This window comes from Streptomyces sp. V3I8, assembly GCF_030817535.1.
Classification (GTDB): Bacteria; Actinomycetota; Actinomycetes; order Streptomycetales; family Streptomycetaceae; genus Streptomyces.
In genome coordinates, this window is record NZ_JAUSZL010000002.1 from 5,564,583 (window position 1) to 5,585,476 (window position 20,894).

The 20,894-nt window shown below is 72.4% G+C and carries 13 protein-coding genes; 9 read left to right on the top strand and 4 right to left on the bottom strand.

The genetic code is table 11. From position 1 onward, the window contains the following. Window positions 1-581 precede the first annotated feature (581 nt). From QFZ75_RS24765 to QFZ75_RS24780, 4 genes are all read left to right on the top strand, one after another. Complete coding sequence (locus QFZ75_RS24765) at window positions 582-1,388, top strand: SAM-dependent methyltransferase (protein WP_307540238.1); 807 nt, start codon at window positions 582-584, stop codon at window positions 1,386-1,388. Window positions 1,389-1,547: 159 nt separating this feature from the next. Further along, the gene (locus QFZ75_RS24770; protein WP_307540239.1) at window positions 1,548-2,729 is read left to right on the top strand and encodes a DUF4157 domain-containing protein; all 1,182 of its coding nucleotides are present in this window, start codon (window positions 1,548-1,550) and stop codon (window positions 2,727-2,729) included. A 133-nt stretch (window positions 2,730-2,862) separates the two neighbouring features. Next, the gene (locus QFZ75_RS24775) at window positions 2,863-5,145 is read left to right on the top strand and encodes an ATP-dependent RecD-like DNA helicase (RefSeq protein ID WP_307540241.1); all 2,283 of its coding nucleotides are present in this window, start codon (window positions 2,863-2,865) and stop codon (window positions 5,143-5,145) included. A gap of 485 nt (window positions 5,146-5,630) precedes the next feature. Then, a complete protein-coding gene (locus tag QFZ75_RS24780; RefSeq protein WP_307540243.1) occupies window positions 5,631-6,920 on the top strand; it encodes a citrate synthase in 1,290 nt (429 codons plus the stop codon). Between the two features lie 594 nt (window positions 6,921-7,514). Here QFZ75_RS24780 and QFZ75_RS24785 read toward each other — a convergent pair. Then, on the bottom strand, window positions 7,515-9,815 hold the full coding sequence (locus tag QFZ75_RS24785) for a cation-translocating P-type ATPase (protein ID WP_307540245.1): 2,301 nt from the start codon (window positions 9,813-9,815) through the stop codon (window positions 7,515-7,517). An 83-nt stretch (window positions 9,816-9,898) separates the two neighbouring features. After that, window positions 9,899-10,138, bottom strand: a complete 240-nt coding sequence (locus QFZ75_RS24790; protein WP_307540246.1) for a heavy-metal-associated domain-containing protein — start codon at window positions 10,136-10,138, stop codon at window positions 9,899-9,901. Between the two features lie 135 nt (window positions 10,139-10,273). Between QFZ75_RS24790 and QFZ75_RS24795 the strand changes: the two genes are divergently transcribed. Further along, window positions 10,274-11,308: a zinc-dependent alcohol dehydrogenase family protein gene (locus QFZ75_RS24795; RefSeq protein WP_307540247.1), complete on the top strand. Its 1,035-nt coding sequence runs from the start codon at window positions 10,274-10,276 to the stop codon at window positions 11,306-11,308. 112 nt (window positions 11,309-11,420) lie between these two features. On the opposite strand, the gene QFZ75_RS24800 is transcribed toward QFZ75_RS24795, so the two are convergent. Further along, window positions 11,421-11,621: an AlpA family transcriptional regulator gene (locus QFZ75_RS24800; protein ID WP_307540248.1), complete on the bottom strand. Its 201-nt coding sequence runs from the start codon at window positions 11,619-11,621 to the stop codon at window positions 11,421-11,423. 308 nt (window positions 11,622-11,929) lie between these two features. Next, the gene (locus QFZ75_RS24805; RefSeq protein WP_307540249.1) at window positions 11,930-12,871 is read right to left on the bottom strand and encodes a sugar phosphate isomerase/epimerase; all 942 of its coding nucleotides are present in this window, start codon (window positions 12,869-12,871) and stop codon (window positions 11,930-11,932) included. A gap of 566 nt (window positions 12,872-13,437) precedes the next feature. On the opposite strand from QFZ75_RS24805, the gene iolD reads away from it, so the two are divergent. The 4 genes from iolD to QFZ75_RS24825 all read left to right on the top strand — a co-directional run bounded on the left by iolD (window position 13,438) and on the right by QFZ75_RS24825 (window position 20,824). After that, entirely contained in the window at window positions 13,438-15,333 is a 1,896-nt protein-coding gene (gene iolD, locus QFZ75_RS24810) for a 3D-(3,5/4)-trihydroxycyclohexane-1,2-dione acylhydrolase (decyclizing) (protein ID WP_307540251.1), read from the top strand. 38 nt (window positions 15,334-15,371) lie between these two features. Further along, complete coding sequence (mmsA, locus tag QFZ75_RS24815; protein ID WP_307544760.1) at window positions 15,372-16,874, top strand: CoA-acylating methylmalonate-semialdehyde dehydrogenase; 1,503 nt, start codon at window positions 15,372-15,374, stop codon at window positions 16,872-16,874. 312 nt (window positions 16,875-17,186) lie between these two features. Then, window positions 17,187-19,961, top strand: a complete 2,775-nt coding sequence (locus QFZ75_RS24820; RefSeq protein ID WP_307540252.1) for an alpha/beta fold hydrolase — start codon at window positions 17,187-17,189, stop codon at window positions 19,959-19,961. Between the two features lie 77 nt (window positions 19,962-20,038). Next, window positions 20,039-20,824 carry an ABC transporter permease gene (locus tag QFZ75_RS24825; RefSeq protein WP_307544762.1) on the top strand — a complete coding sequence of 262 codons (786 nt, stop codon included), beginning with the start codon at window positions 20,039-20,041 and terminating at the stop codon, window positions 20,822-20,824. Window positions 20,825-20,894 lie beyond the last annotated feature (70 nt).

Below are 20,894 nucleotides of genomic sequence, written 5' to 3' on the forward strand. Positions count from 1 at the left end.
ATCGTGATAAAGGCGTCCGCCGGTGGGCGGCGGGGTCGGTGGGGCCGCGCCCTCGCGGGAGTGCGGGTCCCTGCGCACTCGACGCGCAGGGACCCGCACCCGGCGACCGGGCCGGAAGCCGCGGACCCCAGGGGCGCGGGGAACTGCGCGCCCGACCCCCCGCGCACCCGCGGTCGACCGCGGGTGCGGGAGGCCGCGGGAGGCCGGAGGAGGCGGTCGGCCTTGCCGGCTTTGCGCACCGCGTTCGTCGACTGCGACTGCGGCTGCGGCTGCGGCTACGGGCGGCTGCGGCTGCGTGGCCGGATGCGTCGACGCCGCCGGGCCGTTGATGTCGGAGCCGGTCCCGGACGCGGTGCGGCACCCGGACGGGCCGATGGCCGTCGGGCAGGACTCCGGTCGGAGCCTGTTCCTCGTCGACGCACCGGCCGGCACCAGGGGCAGCCGCCGCGGACGCGCGGTGGCCGGTGCCCGGTGGACCGTGGACGGTGGCAACTACGGTCCATGGCAGAGCAGTTGCCGTGGGAGGCTGTCCCCAGCCGGTCGCGGGCGAAAGCCGTGGCGGCGGTCGAGAGGAGCGCAGCGTGAGTCAGGACGGCTTCCGTGCCGAGAGGGCCGGGAGGATCGACACCAGCAGGCCGCACCCCGCCCGGATCTACGACTACCTGCTGGGCGGCAAGGACAACTACGAGGTGGACCAGCGGGCCGGCGACGCGCTCGCCGCCGTCGCACCCGAGGTGCGGATCGGTCTGCGCGCCAACCGCGACTTCCTGCGGCGGGCCGTCCGGTTCGTCGTCGGCAGCGGTGTCCGCCAGATCCTCGACATCGGCACCGGACTGCCCACCTCGCCGAACGTGCACGAGATCGCCCGCGAGGTGGCCCCGGACGTGCGCGTCGCGTACGTCGACAACGACCCGATCGTGCGGGTCCACGCCGACGCGCTGCTCAGCGGTTCCGGCGCGAACAGCATCGTGCTCGCCGATCTGCGCGACCCGCGGGCCGTCGTGGACCACCCCGACGTCCGCCGGGTCATCGACTTCGACGAGCCGGTCGCCGTGCTTCTCGTCGCCATCGTCCACTTCCTCACCGACGCGGAGGAGCCCGGGCAGGTCGTCGCCACACTGCGCGACGCGCTGCCGGCCGGGAGTTTCCTGGTGCTCTCGCACGCCACGGGCGACTTCGCGGACCGCAACGACGCCCAGGCCGTCTACAACAAGGCAACCGCCACGCTGAACCTGCGGTCCCGCGCCGAGGTCGAACGGCTCTTCGAGGGCTTCGAACTGGTCGAGCCGGGCCTGGCCCAGGTCCCGTTCTGGCGCCCGGACGGCCCGCCGCCGGCCCGGTCCGGCGAGATCGGCTTCTACGGAGGCGTGGCGCGCAAGGCGGGCTGAACCGGCGTGTTCCGCCCGTGCACCACCATGTTCCGTCCGTGTCGGCGGGTGCCTGTAGAGGCAGGAACCCTGCACGGGAGTGCAGAGTCCGGGCCGGACGGTTTCACACCCTGGCCGGGCGTGGTTCAGTAGCGCGAAAATTGCCGAGAGGGCTCAACGATGCATTACAGCGAAAAGGCCGATACGCGGCACGACCACAGGAATCCGCCGAAGCTGCTGCCTCGGACGGCCTCCCGGACGCCGTTCGGCGCCGGTGCGGGGGGCCACCGGTCCGCCGCCGACGTCCCGGCGCTGCAGCGCGCCGCGGGCAACGCCGCCGTGGCGAAGATGCTGGCGGTGCAGCGATCCACGGAGGAACACGAGCACGGTGACGGCTGCGGTCACCAGCCGGTGCAGCGTTCCTCGGCCGACGAGGTCCTGCGTTCCGCCGGAAGTCCGCTCGAACCCGGCAAGCGGGTGGAGATGGAAGGGCGGCTGGGGGCCGACTTCACGGACGTCAGGGTGCACACCGACGCGGTGGCGCAGCGTTCCACCGCCGAACTCGGGGCCAAGGCCTGGACCTCGGGCAACCACGTCGTCGTCGGCAGGGGCGGTGGCGACGACCTGACCCTCGCCCATGAGCTGACGCACGTGATCCAGCAGCGCTCGGGTCCGGTCGACGGAACCGTCGGGGCCGGTGGCCTGAAGGTCAGCGACCCGGGTGACCGCTTCGAGCGGGCCGCCGAGGCCAACGCCTCTCGCGTCATGTCCCAGGCCGCCCCCGCCGTCCAGCGGGCGCGGTCGGACGAGGCGGCCACGACGACCGCGTCGGCCGGCGGGGAGACGCCGGTGCAGCGGGCCCAGTACGCGACCACCAAGACGGATCGGGACCCGGACAGCGACAACTACGACTCGGACGACGACAACTTCGACACGGTGGCCGCGCACCTGACGCCTCCCACGGACTACTCGACCGTCGCCAGCCTGGTGGAGGCGCAGTCCGAACACGGCGTCTACCTCTGGCGCGGCACCTCGGCGTCCACCGCCAGAAGCATGATGAGCAAGGGAAGCGCGGGCGGGCGGACGGCAGACAGCAACGTCACCGCCCCGGACCGTGCGAGCAGCCAGGCCCAGGTGGGTCACGGCGGCCAGCTCCCGGAGTTCACCACGGACACGGGGGTGGCCGAAGGCTTCAGTTACAAGAACGTGCTGGTGGTCGTGTACATCGCGGCGAAGTACCTCTCGAAGGGCAGCTCCTCCGAGTCGGGCTGGATCGCGGACCCCAAGGCGCCGGCCCAGGTGGTGGACACCGTCGACCGCACGCGTCAGCAGTCTCCCCGCCGGCACGGGAACGCGTCCTGAACCGGCCGTGACGGCCGGCGCGGATCACCGCGCCGTGCCCGACGGCTCGGGCGGAGGGCGCTCCCTGCGCCCGACGGACGGTTGTCGTGGCCCACGCGCCCCCGGTGTCGGACCCGGGCGGTAGCGTCGGATCATGTCCAATCAGGTGGGGGCGCGAGCGGGGGCCCAAGCGGGGAGCGGGGAGCGGAACCTGGCCGTTCTCGAAGGCGTGCTCGAGAGAATCACGTACGCCAACGAGGAGAACGGATACACCGTCGCGCGGGTCGACACCGGCCGCGGCGGCGGTGACCTGCTCACCGTCGTCGGCGCGCTGCTCGGTGCCCAGGTGGGCGAGTCGCTGCGGATGGAGGGCCGCTGGGGCTCCCACCAGCAGTACGGCAAGCAGTTCACCGTGGAGAACTACACGACCGTGCTGCCCGCCACGGTCCAGGGCATCCGCCGCTACCTCGGGTCCGGCCTGGTCAAGGGCATCGGCCCGGTCTTCGCCGACCGCATCACGACGCACTTCGGGCTGGACACCCTGCAGATCATCGAGGAGGAACCCAAGCGGCTGATCGAGGTGCCGGGGCTCGGTCCCAAGCGCACCAAGAAGATCGCCGAGGCCTGGGAGGAGCAGAAGGCGATCAAGGAGGTCATGCTCTTCCTCCAGACCGTCGAGGTGTCCACGTCGATCGCGGTCCGCATCTACAAGAAGTACGGCGACGCGTCGATCTCGGTGGTCAAGAACCAGCCCTACCGCCTCGCGTCCGACGTCTGGGGCATCGGCTTCCTCACCGCCGACAAGATCGCCCAGTCCGTGGGCATCCCGCACGACAGCCCCGAGCGGGTCAAGGCCGGTCTGCAGTACGCCCTTTCGCAGTCCACCGACCAGGGCCACTGCTTCCTCCCGGAGGAACGCCTGATCGCGGACGCGGTCAAACTGCTCCAGGTGGACACCGGTCTGGTCATCGAGTGCCTCGCGGAACTGGCGGCGCCCGCCGAGGAGGGCGAGGACCCGGGGGTCGTACGGGAGCGGGTGCCGGGCCCGGACGGCGGGGAGCCGGTGACGGCCGTCTACCTCGTCCCCTTCCACCGGGCCGAGCTGTCCCTGTCCGCCCAGCTGCTGCGGCTCCTGCGCACCGAGCAGGACCGGATGCCCGGATTCCGGGATGTGGCCTGGGACAAGGCGCTGACCTGGCTCAAGGGGCGTACGGGGACGGAGCTGGCCCCCGAGCAGGAGCAGGCCGTCCGGCTCGCCCTCACCGAGAAGGTCGCGGTGCTGACCGGCGGGCCCGGCTGCGGCAAGTCCTTCACGGTCCGCTCCATCGTCGAGCTGGCCAGGGCCAGGAAGGCGAAGGTGGTGCTGGCGGCGCCGACCGGCCGGGCCGCCAAGCGGCTCGCCGAGCTGACCGGCGCGCAGGCCTCGACCGTGCACCGGCTGCTGGAGCTGCGGCCGGGGGGCGACGCGGCGTACGACAAGGACCGTCCGCTCGACGCCGACCTGGTGGTGGTGGACGAGGCGTCGATGCTGGACCTGCTGCTCGCCAACAAGCTGGTGAAGGCGGTGCCGCCGGGCGCGCACCTGCTCTTCGTGGGGGACGTGGACCAGCTGCCGAGCGTCGGGGCGGGGGAGGTGCTGCGGGATCTGCTGGCCGAGGGCGGGCCGGTGCCGGCGGTCCGGCTGACCCGGGTCTTCCGGCAGGCCCAGCAGTCGGGGGTCGTCATGAACGCCCACCGGATCAACGCGGGGCGGCAGCCCGTGACGGACGACCTCAAGGACTTCTTCCTCTTCGTGGAGGACGAGACGGAGGAGGCGGGGCGGCTCACGGTGGACGTGGCGGCGCGGCGCATCCCGGCCAAGTTCGGGCTGGACCCGCGCCGGGACGTCCAGGTGCTGGCCCCGATGCACCGCGGCCCGGCGGGCGCGGCGGCGCTGAACGGCCTGCTCCAGCAGGCCGTCACACCGGCCCGGCCCGACCTCCCCGAGAAGCGGTTCGGCGGCCGCGTGTTCCGGGTGGGCGACAAGGTCACCCAGATCCGCAACAACTACGAGAAGGGCGAGAACGGGGTCTTCAACGGCACGGTGGGGGTGGTGACCTCGCTGAACCTCGACGAGCAGCGGCTGACGGTCCTGACGGACGAGGACGAGGAGGTGCCGTACGAGTTCGACGAACTGGACGAGCTCGCGCACGCGTACGCGGTGACGATCCACCGCTCGCAGGGGAGCGAGTATCCGGCCGTCGTCATCCCGGTCACCACGAGTGCCTGGATGATGCTCCAGCGCAACCTCCTGTACACGGCCGTCACGCGGGCGAAGAGGCTGGTGGTGCTGGTGGGCTCGCGCAAGGCGCTGGCCCAGGCGGTCCGTACGGTCTCCGCGGGGCGGCGCTGCACGGCCCTGGACTTCCGCCTGGCCGGCACCCGCCCACCGGCTTGAGCCCCGCGGCCCTGAAGGGCGGGTGCCGGTGCCGGTGCCCGAGCCGAGTGGACCGGTGCGGGCCCGGTGGGGGCTGATCGCGCAGTTCCCCGCGCCCCTAAAAACCCGCCCGCGCCCAGCCCCCGCCCCGGGAGCGCGAGGAACGGCGCGCAACCCCGCCCCGTCAGGGGCGCGGGGAACTGCGCGCTCGGCCCAGGACGGCGCGCGGTCGACTGACAAGCGCGACCCTGCCCCCAGGGGCGCGGGCAACCGCGCAACCCCGCCCCCACCCCCCGCGGTGAAAAATGATCGATCAAACGAGTCGGAAACGTCACACCGGACTTTCGGAAGGCGGACGGAGCGGGCAGGATGAACAGGTTGGCGGCACTGAGTGCCGCCCATAGGCCCAATGGTCGACCCCGAGTGCACTCTCCTGCGCCAAATGGGGGATGGTAGAGACAGTCAGGGCACCTCGAAGAAGAGGCACAACGTCGGTGAGGGATGACGTGAGCGACAACTCTGTAGTACTGCGGTACGGCGACGGCGAGTACACCTACCCGGTGATCGACAGCACCGTCGGCGACAAGGGCTTCGACATCGGGAAGCTCCGCGCCCAGACCGGTCTGGTGACGCTGGACAGCGGTTACGGGAACACCGCCGCCTATAAATCCGCCATCACCTATCTCGACGGCGAGCAGGGCATCCTCCGCTACCGCGGGTACCCGATCGAGCAGCTCGCGGAGAGCTCCACCTTCCTCGAGGTGGCCTCCCTGCTGATCAACGGCGAACTGCCCACGGTCGACGAGCTCTCCACCTTCCAGACCGAGATCACGCAGCACACCCTGCTGCACGAGGACGTCAAGCGGTTCTTCCAGGGCTTCCCCCGCGACGCCCACCCGATGGCCATGCTGTCGTCGGTCGTCTCCGCGCTGTCGACGTTCTACCAGGACAGCCACAACCCGTTCGACGAGGAGCAGCGCCACCTCTCGACGATCCGGCTGCTCGCCAAGCTTCCGACGATCGCCGCGTACGCGTACAAGAAGTCGATCGGCCACCCCTTCGTCTACCCGCGCAACGACCTGGGCTACGTCGAGAACTTCCTGCGCATGACCTTCTCGGTCCCGGCGCAGGAGTACGAGCTCGACCCGGTCGTCGTCTCCGCGCTCGACAAGCTGCTCATCCTGCACGCGGACCACGAGCAGAACTGTTCGACCTCCACCGTGCGTCTGGTGGGCTCGTCGCAGGCGAACATGTTCGCCTCGATCTCCGCCGGCATCAGCGCCCTGTGGGGCCCCCTGCACGGCGGCGCCAACCAGTCGGTCCTGGAGATGCTGGAAGGCATCCAGGCCAACGGCGGCGATGTGGACTCCTTCATCCGCAAGGTGAAGAACAAGGAGGACGGCGTCCGCCTGATGGGCTTCGGCCACCGGGTGTACAAGTCCTTCGACCCGCGCGCGAAGATCATCAAGGCTGCGGCGCACGACGTCCTCTCGGCCCTCGGCAAGTCCGACGAGCTGCTGGACATCGCGCTCAAGCTGGAGGAGCACGCGCTCTCCGACGACTACTTCGTCTCGCGCAACCTCTACCCGAACGTCGACTTCTACACCGGTCTGATCTACCGGGCCATGGGCTTCCCGACCGAGATGTTCACGGTCCTGTTCGCCCTCGGCCGGCTGCCGGGCTGGATCGCCCAGTGGCACGAGATGATCAAGGAGCCGGGATCGCGGATCGGCCGTCCGCGGCAGATCTACACCGGTGTGGTCGAGCGGGACTTCACGCCGGTCGAGCAGCGGTAGCACTCCGCTCCTCGGCGGCAGGTCCTCGTCCGCGGGTCCGCTGCGGCCGGTCGCACAGTTCCCCGCGCCCCTGAGGGGCGCGGGGCCGCTGAAGGCCGGCCGAAGCGACAGCAGCAGAAGAAGAAATTAAGAAGGCGCCCCGCTGCCGGTCCCCCCACGGGCCGGAGTCGGGGCGCCTTCCCATGTCCCGGTGCGGATTCCCCCCACGGGATCCGGCCGGGCGTCGAAGGCAGCGCCTGAATCGCTGCGGTGCGGTCTGCCGGGACCCGTACGTACGGGAGGGCCGCTCAAAGCTCCCCGCCGTACGTGTCCCGGCAACGCAATTCCGAGAACATCCCCCAAGACGTCCCCAGATGTCAGATTCGCCCCCCAAGACGTCTCTGACATCGCCAATCTAGACTCACGAACCCCTTAGATGGTTACGTTGACATCAGTGTGACCTGCGTCTCTCGCTCATGTCCTGAAGATGCGCAAGAGACCCGATATGACTATCGGGGCCTCAGCGTAAGGATGATGCGCGAGCCTTGTGAAGAGCTTATGTGAAGACGTGTGCCGGACTCTAGGGGACTCCTGCCTCTTCATCATGAAAATGCGTCATGAAAATGCCCTGAGCCGAAGGCTGTTCGTCACCACGAACACGGAGGAGAACGCCATGGCGGCGCCCGCGATCATCGGGTTCAGCAGTCCCGCCGCGGCGAGCGGCAGGGCAGCCACGTTGTAGCCGAAGGCCCACACGAGGTTCCCCTTGATCGTGGAGAGGGTCCTGCGGGACAGCCGGATCGCGTCCGCGGCAGCCCGCAGGTCCCCGCGGACGAGCGTCAGATCGCTCGCCTCGATCGCCGCGTCCGTCCCCGTGCCCATCGCCAGGCCCAGATCGGCGGTGGCGAGCGCGGCCGCGTCGTTGACGCCGTCGCCCACCATCGCCACGGTCCGCCCCCCGGCGCGGAGCCGCTCGATCACGGCGACCTTCTCCTCGGGCAGCACCTCGGCGATCACGTCGGCCGTGCCGATGCCGACACTGCGGGCCACGGACTCGGCGACGCTGCGGTTGTCCCCGGTCAGCAGCATCGGGGTGAGCCCCAGGGCGCGCAGCGCGCGGACCGCCTCCGCGCTGGTCTCCTTGACCGCGTCGGCGACGGTCACGACGCCGTGCGCCGCGCCGTCCCAGGCGACGGCCACGGCGGTACGCCCCTCCCGCTCGGCCCGCTCCGTGCGCGCGGCCAGTTCGCCGGGCAGCGTGATCCCGGCGTCCGCCAGGAGGCGCGCCCGGCCCACGAGCACCGCGTGGCCTTCGACCGTGCCGCGGACACCGAGCCCGGGCAGGTTCTCGAAGCCCTGTACGGCCGGCAGGGCCCCGATCCGCTCCTCGGCGCCCGCGGCGACGGCCCGGGCCACCGGATGCTCCGAGGCGTGCTCCAGGGCCCCCGCGAGCCGCAGCATCCGGTCCTCCCCGGTGCCGTCGGCCGCGTACACCTCCTGGAGGGTCATGCGGCCGGTCGTGACCGTGCCGGTCTTGTCCAGGACGACCGTGTCGACGCGGCGCGTGGACTCCAGGACTTCGGGGCCCTTGATGAGGATGCCGAGCTGGGCGCCGCGGCCGGTGCCGACCATGAGGGCGGTCGGGGTGGCGAGGCCCAGGGCGCACGGACAGGCGATGATCAGCACGGCGACGGCCGCGGTGAAGGCGGCGGCCGTGTCGCCGGTGACGCCGAGCCAGCCCCCGAAGGTGCCGGCCGCGATCAGCAGCACGACGGGTACGAAGATCCCGGAGATCCGGTCGGCGAGGCGCTGCACCCGCGCCTTGCCGTTCTGGGCGTCCTCCACCAGCCGCGCCATCCGGGCGAGTTGCGTGTCGGCGCCGACCCGGGTCGCCTCGACGAGCAGCCGCCCGCCGGCGTTCACGGTCGCCCCGGTGACGGCCGAACCCACCGTCACGTCCACCGGCACCGACTCGCCCGTCAGCATGGACGCGTCGACCGCCGAAACCCCCTCGACGACGGTCCCGTCGGTCGCGACCTTCTCACCGGGCCGTACGACGAAGCGGTCGCCCACGGCCAGCGCGGCCACCGGCACGCGGACCTCACGGCCGTCCCGTACGACGGTGACGTCCTTCGCGCCCAGTTCCATCAGGGAGCGCAGGGCCGCGCCCGCCCGCCGCTTGGAGCGGGCCTCCAGGTAGCGGCCCAGGAGGATGAGGGCCACCACCCCGGCGGCCACTTCGAGGTAGATCGACGAGGAGCCCTGCGCGCGCGAGACGGTCAGGGAGAAACCCTCGTCCCGCATGCCCTCCATGCCCGCGTCACCGCCGAACAGCGCCCACAGGGACCAGCCGAACGCGGCCAGCGTGCCCGTGGAGACGAGCGTGTCCATGGTGGCGGCGCCGTGCCGGGCGTTCGTGAACGCGGCCCGGTGGAAGGGCAGTCCGCCCCAGACGACGACCGGCGCGGCGAGGGTGAGCGCCAGCCACTGCCAGTTGTCGAACTGCAGCGCCGGAACCATCGACAGCAGCACGACGGGTGCGGCGAGGAGGACGCAGACGAGGAGGCGTTCGCGCAGCGCGGCCAGTTCGGGGTCGGGCCGCGCGGTCGCCGGGTCCTCGCCGGCGCCGGAGGCCGTCGACGGCTGCGGCGGCGGGGGCTCCGCCGCGGTGTACCCCGTCCTCACCACGGTGGCGATCAGGTCGTCGACCCGCACCCCGTCCGCGTACGCCACCTTCGCCTTCTGCGTCGCGTAGTTCACCGTGGCGGTGACACCGTCCATGCGGTTGAGCTTCTTCTCGACCCGGGCCGCGCAGGAGGCGCAGGTCATCCCGCCGACGGCCAGCTCGACCTGCGAGACCGCGCCGGCCCCCTCGGCCCCGGTGGTTGCTGCGGTTGCTGCGGTGATGCTCTTCATGTCCGTGCTCCAGAGAACGAACAGGGCCGTACGGAACCAGTATCAGCTGGTCGGTACGGCCCCGTGCGGTGGAAAGACGTGGGTCAGGCCTGACCGGCGAGCTCGAAGCCCGCCTCGTCGACGGCGGCGCGCACGGTCTCGACGTCGAGCGGGGCGGTGGAGACCACGGTCACCTCGCCGGTGGAGGCGACGGCCTTCACGGAGGTGACACCGGCGATCTCCGAGATCTCGCCGGAGACCGAGCCTTCACAGTGTCCGCAGCTCATCCCGCTCACCTGGTAGACGGTGGTGACGGAGCCGGGGGTGTCGGTGTGGGCGGTCATGTCGTTGCTCCTCGTCGAGACGTGTGGGGCGTGCGTGGCGCGGGACACGGGTGACCCATGCGCCTTCACCCTGTGCAGGGTATACCCCTAGGGGGTACTTTCCAAAGAGTTGACGGCGGTGGAGGGGTGAAGGACATGCGGGCAGTGGTGTTCGAGCGGTTCGGAGAGCGGGCCGGGGTGCGGGAGGTGCCGGATCCGGCACCCGCGCCGCACGGGGTGGTGGTGCGGGTGGGGGCCACCGGCCTGTGCCGCAGCGACTGGCACGGCTGGCAGGGGCACGACCCGGACATCGTGCTGCCGCACGTGCCGGGCCACGAACTCGCCGGAACCGTCGAGGCGGTGGGCGCCCTGGTCACCGGCTGGCGCCCCGGCGACCGCGTCACCGTGCCCTTCGTCTGCGCCTGCGGAACCTGCGCCTCCTGCGCGGCGGGCGACCAGCAGGTGTGCGAGCGGCAGACCCAGCCCGGCTTCACGCACTGGGGCTCCTTCGCCGAGTACGTCGCCCTGGACCACGCCGACGTCAACCTCGTCGCCGTCCCGGACGAGCTGTCCTTCGGTACGGCCGCGGCGCTCGGCTGCCGGTTCGCCACGGCGTTCCGCGCGGTCGTCGCCCGGGGAGGGGTGGCGCCGGGGGAGTGGGTGGCCGTGCACGGCTGCGGCGGGGTCGGGCTGTCCGCGGTGATGATCGCCGCGGCCGCCGGGGCGCGGGTCGTCGCCGTCGACCTCTCGCCCCGGGCCCTCGACCTGGCGCGGCGGTTCGGCGCCGCGCACCGCGTGGACGCGTCCCGGGTCGAGGACACGGCGGCGGCGGTCCGCGAGCTGACCGGCGGCGGCGCCCACCTCTCGCTGGACGCCCTCGGCTCGCCCGGCACCTGCGCGGCCTCGGTCGGCAGCCTGCGCCGCCGCGGCCGGCACGTCCAGGTGGGCCTGCTGCCCCAGGACCCGGCGGTACCGATGTCCCGGGTCGTCGCCCTGGAACTCGAACTCCTCGGCAGCCACGGGATGGCCGCGCACGCCTACCCGCCGATGCTGGAGTCCGTACGGGCCGGACTGCTGCGCCCCGACCTCCTGGTGACGTCCACGATCCCGCTGGCGGCGGCCCCGGCCGCGCTGGCGGCGACGGGCACGGCGCCGGGAGCGGGCGTCACGGTCGTCGAACCCTGGGCGTGAGGGTCGCGGAACCCGCCCGGACATGACGGTGGGTCCCGCACGCGAGGTGCGGGACCCACTTCCGGTACGGGGTCACGGGGCCCGCTCCGGGCCGGTCGTGACCGCGGCGCGGTCAGCGGCCCCCGCGCCCCCTGTTGCCGGGCCGGGAGGCGACCCAGGTGCGGACGGTGTCGGCGTACCAGTAGGGCTTGCCGCCCTCCACGTGGTCGGGCGGGGGCAGCAGTCCGTGCTTGCGGTAGGACCGCACCGTGTCCGGCTGCACCTTGATGTGCGCCGCGATCTCCTTGTAGGACCAGAGCTTCCGGTCGGTCATCAGTAGCACCTCCCCGCGCGCGCCGCGGCGCGGCCGGGGGTGGCCGTCGGGGGAGCCGGGCGCTGCGCTGGTGATCACAAGCCTGTGCTCGGTGAACGACGCACCGTGACGACCCGGTAGCCCCTGTCTCCCGGGTGTGACGCAGAACCCGCGTACACGAGACAGATGTGACGGAACGAGGTCACTTGTGACACGAGTGACGCATCGGGCCCCACGGAGAGCCCCGTGAGGGGCACCGGGAACGGCGCGACCGGCCCCCGCCGGCCGTCGGCGAACGAACGCGCCCCCGGTTCGGCCCGGTGGAACGCCTACGCCCCGCAGGAGCGGAGGAACGCCCGGGTCCGCCGTGCGATCGGGAACGGCTTGTCCGGCGGGCACGGGTACATGTCCTGCTCGACGATCGCGAACAGCTCGACGTCCAGCTTCTGCGCGGCGGCGAGCACGGGCTCGAGGGCCGGCACCCCCGCGGGCGGCTCGCACATCACGCCCCGCCCCACCGCGGGCCCGAAGGGCACCCCGTTCGCCCGCACGTCGGCGAGGATCTCCGGGTCCACCTGCTTGAGGTGCAGGTATCCGATCCGCTCCCCGTACGTCTCGATGAGCTTGACGCTGTCCCCGCCGCAGTAGGCGTAGTGCCCGGTGTCCAGGCACAGCGACACGAGGGAGGAGTCCGTGCCGTCGAGGAACCGCGTCACGTTCTCCTCGCTGTCGATGTGCGTGTCCGCGTGCGGGTGGACGACGATCTTCAGCCCGTACCGCTCGCGCACCTCGCGCCCGAGCCGCTCGGTCTGACCCGTCAGGTGGCGCCACTGCTCGGCGGTGAGGGTGTCCGGCTCCAGCACCTCGCCCGTCTTGTCGTCGCGCCAGAACGAGGGGATGACGACGAGGTGTTCGGCGCCCATGGCCTGGGTGAGCGCGGCGATGTCCGAGACGTGCTCCCAGGTCTTGTCCCACACGTCCGGCCCGTGGTGCAGCCCGGTGAAGACCGTGCCGGCCGAGACCTGGAGGTTCCGGCGCGCGGTCTCGTCCGCGAGGACGGCCGGCTCGCTCGGCAGGTAGCCGTACGGGCCCAGTTCGATCCACTCGTAGCCGGACTCGGCGACCTCGTCGAGGAAGCGTTCCCAGGGGACCTGCCGGGGATCGTCGGGGAACCACACACCCCAGGAGTCGGGCGCCGAACCGATCCGGATGCGCGACAGTGAGGATGCGGGCGATGACTGGGGCGATGACTGCGGTGGCAACGACGTCATGGGCGTCAGCTTCGGGGCGGCCGGGGAGAGGTGTCAAGGGTTGGTCCGAATGTCCGGACAACCAATTGACAGGGCTCTGTGAGCGGGACTAGACCTAGGGTCGACCGGTACGGAGGGGCTCCCGGCGGCCGACCCCGCCCCCGCCACCGCCGGTCCTCCTGTGCCGAGGTCCCGACGCGCCTGCGCGACGGCGGTGGTACGGCGCGTACGGTACGCACAGAGGGGAACAAAGAGGGCAAAGTGCTTGAACTCCCGGGCAGGGCGAGCGCGTTCGCCGGAGTCACCCGACTCCGCGCGCGCCCCGCGAGGCCCGGGCACAGAACGCCTCCGGCGCGGTACGCCGCTTCGCCCTGGCAGGAGCGAAGTGCGAGCGACGACTCCCCGCCCGCTACGGCTCCGCGCCGGAGGTCCCCCACCCGGTGCCGGTGTGTCCCGGCGCCGGGTGCGTACGACGGATCGGTGGGCCGGCCGTAGAGACGCCGGGCCCGTTCGGACGTATGACGTGGCGGAATCGGCTTTCACCCGTGGTTCCACCCGTGACACGCAGAGAGCACAGAGGGCTACCGATGACAGAGCCGAGGCCAACGACGACAAGGCTGACCGTCGCGCAGGCACTGGTGCGGTTCCTGGCCGCCCAGTACACCGAGCGCGACGGCGTGCGCCGCCGCCTGGTCGATGCCACCTGGGGCATCTTCGGGCACGGCAACGTCGCCGGGCTCGGGCAGGCGCTCCTGGAGTACGCCGACGACATGCCGTACCACCAGGGCCGCAACGAACAGGCCATGGTGCACGCGGCCGTCGGCTTCGCGCGCCAGAGCAACCGCCTCTCCGCGCAGGCCGTCACCACGTCCATCGGCCCCGGCGCCACCAACCTCGTCACGGGCGCCGCCCTCGCCACCGTCAACCGCCTGCCGGTGCTCCTCCTGCCGGGTGACGTCTTCGCGACCCGCCCCGCCGACCCGGTCCTCCAGCAGCTCGAAGTCCCGTACCCGGGCGACGTGTCGGTCAACGACTGCCTGCGCCCGGTGTCGAAGTACTTCGACCGGATCACCCGCCCCGAGGCCCTGGTCCCGGCCGCGCTCAAGGCGATGCGCGTGCTCGCCGACCCGCTGGACACCGGCGCCGTCACCCTCGCGCTCCCGCAGGACGTGCAGGCGGAGGCCTTCGACTGGCCCGACGAGTTCTTCGCCGAGCGCGTCTGGACCGTACGCCGTCCGGTCGCCGACCCCGGCGAACTGGCCGCGGCGGTACGGCTCCTGCGCGAGGCCCGCCGCCCCCTGGTCGTCGCGGGCGGCGGCGTCCACCACAGCGAGGCCGAGGACGCGCTGCGGGACTTCGCCGACCTCACCCGCATCCCGGTCGCCTCCACCCAGGCCGGCAAGGGCTCGCTCACCTGGGACCACCCGGCGGACGTCGGCGGCATCGGGCACACCGGCACGGCGACCGCCTGCGAACTCGCCCGCACCGCCGACCTGGTGATAGGCGTCGGCACCCGCTACACCGACTTCACCACCGCCTCCGGCACCCTCTTCGCCGCCCCCGGCGTCCGCTTCCTGAACATCAACATCGCCTCCTCCGACGGCCACAAGCTCGCCGGACGGCCCCTGGTCGCGGACGCCCGCACGGCGCTTCAGGCCCTCACCGCGGCCCTCGCCCCGCTGGGCCACCGGGTCGGGTCCGCGTACGTCACCGAGTACACCGACGACAAGGAGCGCTGGGAGCACCGCGTCGACGCCGCGTTCGAGGCGGAGGACCCCTACACGCGCCCCACCCAGCCGCAGGTCCTCGGCGCCCTCGACCAACTGGTCACCGGCGAGGACATCCTGATCAACGCGGCCGGCTCCCTCCCCGGCGACCTGCACAAACTGTGGCGCGCCCGGTCCCGCGACCAGTACCACGTCGAGTACGGCTACTCCTGCATGGGCTACGAGATCCCGGCCGCGATCGGCGTGAGCCTCGCGGCCCCGGACCGGCCCGTGTGGGCGCTGGTCGGCGACGGCACGTACCTGATGATGCCCACCGAGATCGTCACCGCCGTCCAGGAGGGCATCGCGATCAAGGTCGTCATCCTGCAGAACCACGGGTACGCCTCCATCGGCGGCCTCTCCGAGGCGGTCGGCGGCGAGCGGTTCGCCACCGCCTACCGCCACCGGTCCGAGGACGGCAGGTACACGGGGCGCCCGCTCCCGGTCGACCTGGCCGCCAACGCGGCGAGCCTCGGCATGCGGGTGCTGCGCGCCAAGACCGTGGACGACCTGCGGACGGCCCTCGCGCAGGCGCGGGCCGCCGACACTCCCACATGTGTCTACGTGGAGACCGAAACGGCAGACACAGTGTCGGGCGCGCCCCCGGCGCAGGCCTGGTGGGATGTTCCCGTGGCCGAGACCGCGACCCGGCCGTCGGCGGTCAGGGCACGCGAGCTGTACGAACGGCTGGCCTCCACCCGTCGCCGCCATCTGTGAAGGAGTTCTCCGGCATGACGTCTGACAGGACCTCCGGTGTGACGAAGACCGTCGACCACTGGATCGGCGGCAGGACCGTCGAAGGCACATCGGGTTCGTACGGGCCGGTCACCGACCCCGCGACCGGCGCCGTCACCACGCGGGTCGCCCTCGCGGGCGCCGGGGAGGTGGACGCCGCGGTCGCCGCCGCGAAGGGCGCCTACGCCACCTGGGGCACCTCCTCGCTCGCCAGGCGGTCCGCGATCCTCTTCGCGTTCCGCGCGCTGCTCGACGCCCACCGCGACGAGATCGCCGCGCTGATCACCGCCGAGCACGGCAAGGTGCACTCGGACGCGCTCGGCGAGGTCGCGCGCGGCCTGGAGATCGTCGACCTGGCGTGCGGGATCACCGTGCAGCTCAAGGGCGAGCTGTCGACCGAGGTGGCCTCGCGCGTCGACGTGGCCTCGATCCGCCAGCCGCTCGGGGTCGTCGCCGGCATCACGCCGTTCAACTTCCCGGCGATGGTGCCGATGTGGATGTTCCCGCTGGCGATCGCGTGCGGCAACACCTTCGTGCTCAAGCCGAGCGAGAAGGACCCGTCGGCGGCCGTCCGGCTGGCCGAGCTGTTCACGCAGGCGGGCCTGCCGGACGGCGTCCTCAACGTCGTCCACGGCGACAAGGTGGCCGTGGACCGGCTCCTGGAGCACCCGGACGTCAAAGCGGTCTCCTTCGTCGGCTCGACCCCGGTCGCCCGGTACATCCACACCACCGCCTCCGCCCACGGCAAGCGCGTCCAGGCCCTCGGCGGCGCCAAGAACCACATGCTGGTCCTCCCCGACGCCGACCTGGACGCGGCGGCGGACGCGGCCGTCTCCGCCGCCTACGGTTCGGCCGGTGAGCGCTGCATGGCCGTCTCGGCCGTCGTCGCGGTCGGCGCGATCGGCGACGAGCTGGTCGCGAGGATCCGCGAGCGCGCCGAGAAGATCAGGATCGGTCCCGGCGACGACCCGGCCTCCGAGATGGGCCCGCTGATCACCGCGGCCCACCGCGACAAGGTCGCCTCGTACGTGACGGGCGCCGCCGCGCAGGGCTCCGAGGTCGTCCTCGACGGCACGGGCCTGACGGTCGAGGGCCACGAGAACGGCCACTGGATCGGCCTCTCGCTGCTCGACCGGGTGCCGGTCGACTCGGACGCCTACCGGGACGAGATCTTCGGCCCGGTGCTGTGCGTGCTGCGCGTCGGCACGTACGACGAGGGGGTGGCCCTCATCAACGCCTCGCCCTTCGGCAACGGCACCGCGATCTTCACCCGCGACGGCGGCGCCGCCCGCCGCTTCCAGCTGGAGATCGAGGCGGGCATGGTCGGCGTGAACGTGCCGATCCCGGTCCCGGTGGGCTACCACTCCTTCGGCGGCTGGAAGGACTCGCTGTTCGGGGACCACCACATCTACGGCAACGACGGCACGCACTTCTACACCCGCGGCAAGGTCGTCACCACCCGCTGGCCGGACCCGTCGGAAACCCCGTCGGGCGTGGACCTGGGCTTCCCCCACCACCACTGACCCACCCCACCAGGGACGCGGGGAACGGCGCAGTCTTTCGTCTTCCAGGGGCGCGGGGAACGGCGCAATCTTCAAGGGGCGCGGGGAACGGCGCAATCTTCAAGGGGCGCGGGGAACTGCGCAATCTTTAAGGGGCGCGGGGAACGGCGCGACCGGCCACGACGAACCCGCACCCGCCCGACAACCCTTCGCGTACCGCGTACCGCGTACCGCACCTGCGGTACGCGAAGGACACCCGTACTCCTCCGGGATGCCACCGGGCTCCGCCCAGCGGCTGCACCCCCCGCCGGAGGCGCCCCGTACCGTTGAGGCATGGATCTTCGAATGCCCGCAGCACCGCGCCGGTGGCTGCGAGGCCCCCGCCGGTGGACGGCGGCCGCGGCCGCCGTCGTGGTGCTGGCCGGCGCCGGGACATGGACCGCGGTCGCCTCCGACACGGCGCCCGCGGTGCACCGCGCCGACCGCCTCCTGCCCACGGCGGACGGGGTGAGGATCGACACGTCGTACTTCACCGCCGGTGGGGACGGGTCGGACCGCCGCCCCGCCGTCCTGCTGACGCACGGCTTCGGCGGCGACAAGGGGGACGTGCGCAAGCAGGCGGAGGACCTCGCCCGCGACGGCTACGCGGTCCTGACCTGGTCCTCGCGCAGCTTCGGCAGGTCCACCGGCAAGATCGGCCTCAACGATCCCCAGGGCGAGGTCGCCGACGTCTCCCGCCTGATCGACTGGCTCGCGAAGCGCCCCGAGGTCGAGCTGGACAAGGCCGGCGACCCCCGGGTCGGCGTCGCCGGAGCCTCGTACGGCGGCGCGGTCTCCCTCCTCGCGGCCGGGTACGACCGGCGGGTGGACGCCATAGCCCCGGCGATCACGTACTGGAACCTCGCGGACGCGCTGTTCCCGAACGGTGTCTTCAAGAAGCTGTGGGCCGGGATGTTCATCAACTCCGGCGGCGGCTGCGACACGTTCGAGGCGCGGCTCTGCGCGATGTACGAGCGGGTTGCCGAGTCCGGGAAGCCCGACGCCGCGGCCGTCGAACTGCTGGAGGAGCGCAGCCCCTCCGCCGTCGGCGACCGCATCAAGGTCCCCACGCTCATCATGCAGGGCCAGACCGACTCCCTCTTCCCGCTCGGCCAGGCCGACGAGATCGCGAAGGCCGTGCAGGCCAACGGCGCCCCCGTGGACGTCGACTGGATCGCGGGCGGCCACGACGGCGGCGACATGGAGGCCGGCCGCGTACAGGCGCGGACGCACTCCTGGTTCGACCGCTACCTGAAGGACGACAAGAACGCCGACACGGGCCCCGCGTTCCGCGTCACGCGCACCGGCGGCATCGACTCGACCGACGGCGCCGCCCAGCTGCGGGGCGCCGACAGCGACACCTACCCCGGACTCACCGGCGGCGACCGGCGGTTCGCGCTGAGCGGGCGCGAGCAGGAGTTCGCCAACCCCGCGGGCGCCAGCCCGCCCGGCGTCTCCGCGCTGCCCGGCCTCGGCGGCGCCGCGGGCCTCTCCCAGCTGTCCTCGCTCGGCGTCGGCGTGTCGCTCGACTTCCCCGGGCAGTACGCGCGCTTCGAGTCCGAGCCCCTCACCGAGGACCTGCGGATCACCGGCTCGCCCACCGTGACGGTGAACGTCAGGTCGACGACCGGCGAGGCGGTCCTCTTCGCCAAGGTGTACGACGTCGGACCCGGCGGACGGCAGCAGGTCCTGCCGTCGCAGCTGGTCACCCCGGTCCGGGTCACGACCGACGGTGACAGCGGCAAGGACGTCCGGCTCACCCTGCCCGCCGTCGATCACGAGGTGCGGGACGGCCACCGGCTGCGCCTGGTCCTCGCCTCGACCGACCTCGGTTACGCGTCCCCGGTGGCCCCGGCCACGTACAAGGTCTCCCTGAGGAGCGACCTCGCCGTGCCGACCGCGCCCGGCGTGAGCACCGCGGCCGCGACGCTGCCCGCCTGGGTGTGGTGGCTGCCGGTCGCCGGCGCGCTGCTCGCCCTGGGCCTGCTGCTGACGGGCCGCCGCCGCACGGCCGCGGTTCCGCCCGACCCGGCGCTCGCCGAGGTCCCGCTGCAGATCACCGACCTGGGCAAGCGGTACGCGAAGTCGTCGGACCGCTACGCCGTACGGGACCTGTCGTTCCGCGTCGAGAAGGGCCAGGTCCTCGGCCTGCTCGGCCCGAACGGCGCCGGCAAGACCACCACCCTGCGCATGCTCATGGGCCTCATCAAACCCGACGGCGGCGAGATCCGGGTCTTCGGGCACGCGATCCGGCCGGGCGCGCCGGTGCTCTCCCGGGTCGGCGCCTTCGTGGAGGGCGCGGGCTTCCTCCCGCACCTCTCCGGCCGCGAGAACCTGGATCTGTACTGGCGGGCCACCGGACGTCCGGCCGAGGACGCCCACCTGGAGGAGGCCCTGGAGATCGCGGGCCTCGGCGACGCGCTGGCCCGCGCGGTCCGCACGTACTCGCAGGGCATGCGGCAGCGCCTCGCCATCGCCCAGGCCATGCTCGGCCTCCCGGACCTGCTGATCCTCGACGAACCGACGAACGGCCTCGACCCGCCCCAGATCCGCGAGATGCGCGAGGTGATGATCCGTTACGCCGCGGCCGGCCGCACGGTCATCGTGTCCAGCCACCTCCTCGCCGAGGTCGAGCAGTCCTGCACGCACCTGGTCGTCATGGACCGCGGACGGCTGGTCCAGGCGGGTCCGGTCCACGAGATCATCGGCTCCGGCGACACCCTCCTCGTCGGCCTCGCGGGCGAGGTCACGGACCCGCTGGTGGAGAAGGTGGCGGCGCTGGCGGGCGTCGCGTCGGCGGTCCGCACGGACGACGGCCTGCTGCTGCGCCTGACGGCACGCGACGCGGAACGGGCGGACGGCGCCGCGTCGGCGGACGGCGCCGGACCGGCGGGTTCCGGGGCCCGTCCTGATACGCGCGACATCGCGAGCGAGCCGGCCGCCGGGGACTCCGCGGCGGCGGCCCGGCTCCTCGTGGAGCTGGTGCGGCTGGAGGTGCCGGTGGCGTCCCTCGGTCCGCACCGCCGCCTGGAGGACGCGTTCCTGACCCTGATCGGAGACTCCGCGTGAGCAGCGCACTTGTAGAGCGTGCCGAGGTGGCGGACGGCTACCGGGCCGGGCGTACCCTCCCGTTGCGGGTCGAGCTGATGCGTCAGCTGAAGCGGCGCCGCACGCTGGTCATGGGGGCGATCCTCGCCGCCCTGCCCTTCGTGCTGGCGGTGGCCTTCGCGATCGGCGGCCAACCGGACGGCCGCGAGGGCCGGGTCAGCCTCATGGACACGGCCACGGCGTCGGGCGCCAACTTCGCCGCGACGAACCTCTTCGTCTCCGCGGGCTTCCTGCTGGTCATCCCCGTCGCCCTGTTCTGCGGCGACACCATCGCCTCGGAGGCGAGCTGGTCCTCCCTGCGCTACCTCCTCGCGGCGCCCGTGCCGAGGGCCCGCCTCCTGTGGTCCAAGCTCGTGGTGGCGCTCGGCCTGAGCCTCGCCGCGATGGTGCTGCTGCCGGTCGTCGCGCTGGCGGTGGGCTCGGTCGCGTACGGCTGGGGGCCGCTGGAGATCCCCACCGGCGGCACCCTGTCCGCGGGCACGGCGGCCCAGCGCCTCGTCGTCGTGATCGCGTTCATCTTCGCGTCCCAACTGGTCACGGCGGGGCTCGCGTTCTGGCTGTCGACGAAGACCGACGCCCCGCTGGGCGCGGTGGGGGGCGCGGTCGGCCTGACGATCGTGGGCAACGTGCTGGACGCGGTCACCGCCCTCGGCGACTGGCGCCACTTCCTGCCCGCGCACTGGCAGTTCGCGTGGGCCGACGCGGTGCAGCCCGACCCCGAGTGGGGCGGCATGATCCAGGGCACGGCGGTCTCCGTCACGTACGCGATGGTGCTGTTCGCCCTGGCCTTCCGCGGTTTCGCCGGCAAGGACGTGGTGTCCTAGACGCCCCGTGGGCGCCGGGCCACCGATCCTCCGGACACCCCCAGGTCTCCGGAGGATCACCCACCGGTCT

Coding starts and splice junctions, on each gene's coding strand:
- QFZ75_RS24800 (WP_307540248.1), bottom strand. CDS start 11,621: ATGACCGACCGGAAGCTCTGGTCCTACAAGGAGATCGCGGCGCACATC.
- QFZ75_RS24785 (WP_307540245.1), bottom strand. CDS start 9,815: ATGAAGAGCATCACCGCAGCAACCGCAGCAACCACCGGGGCCGAGGGG.
- QFZ75_RS24825 (WP_307544762.1), top strand. CDS start 20,039: ATGCGTCAGCTGAAGCGGCGCCGCACGCTGGTCATGGGGGCGATCCTC.
- iolD (WP_307540251.1), top strand. CDS start 13,438: ATGACAGAGCCGAGGCCAACGACGACAAGGCTGACCGTCGCGCAGGCA.
- QFZ75_RS24805 (WP_307540249.1), bottom strand. CDS start 12,871: ATGACGTCGTTGCCACCGCAGTCATCGCCCCAGTCATCGCCCGCATCC.
- QFZ75_RS24820 (WP_307540252.1), top strand. CDS start 17,187: ATGGATCTTCGAATGCCCGCAGCACCGCGCCGGTGGCTGCGAGGCCCC.
- QFZ75_RS24790 (WP_307540246.1), bottom strand. CDS start 10,138: ATGACCGCCCACACCGACACCCCCGGCTCCGTCACCACCGTCTACCAG.
- QFZ75_RS24795 (WP_307540247.1), top strand. CDS start 10,274: ATGCGGGCAGTGGTGTTCGAGCGGTTCGGAGAGCGGGCCGGGGTGCGG.
- QFZ75_RS24775 (WP_307540241.1), top strand. CDS start 2,863: ATGTCCAATCAGGTGGGGGCGCGAGCGGGGGCCCAAGCGGGGAGCGGG.
- QFZ75_RS24770 (WP_307540239.1), top strand. CDS start 1,548: ATGCATTACAGCGAAAAGGCCGATACGCGGCACGACCACAGGAATCCG.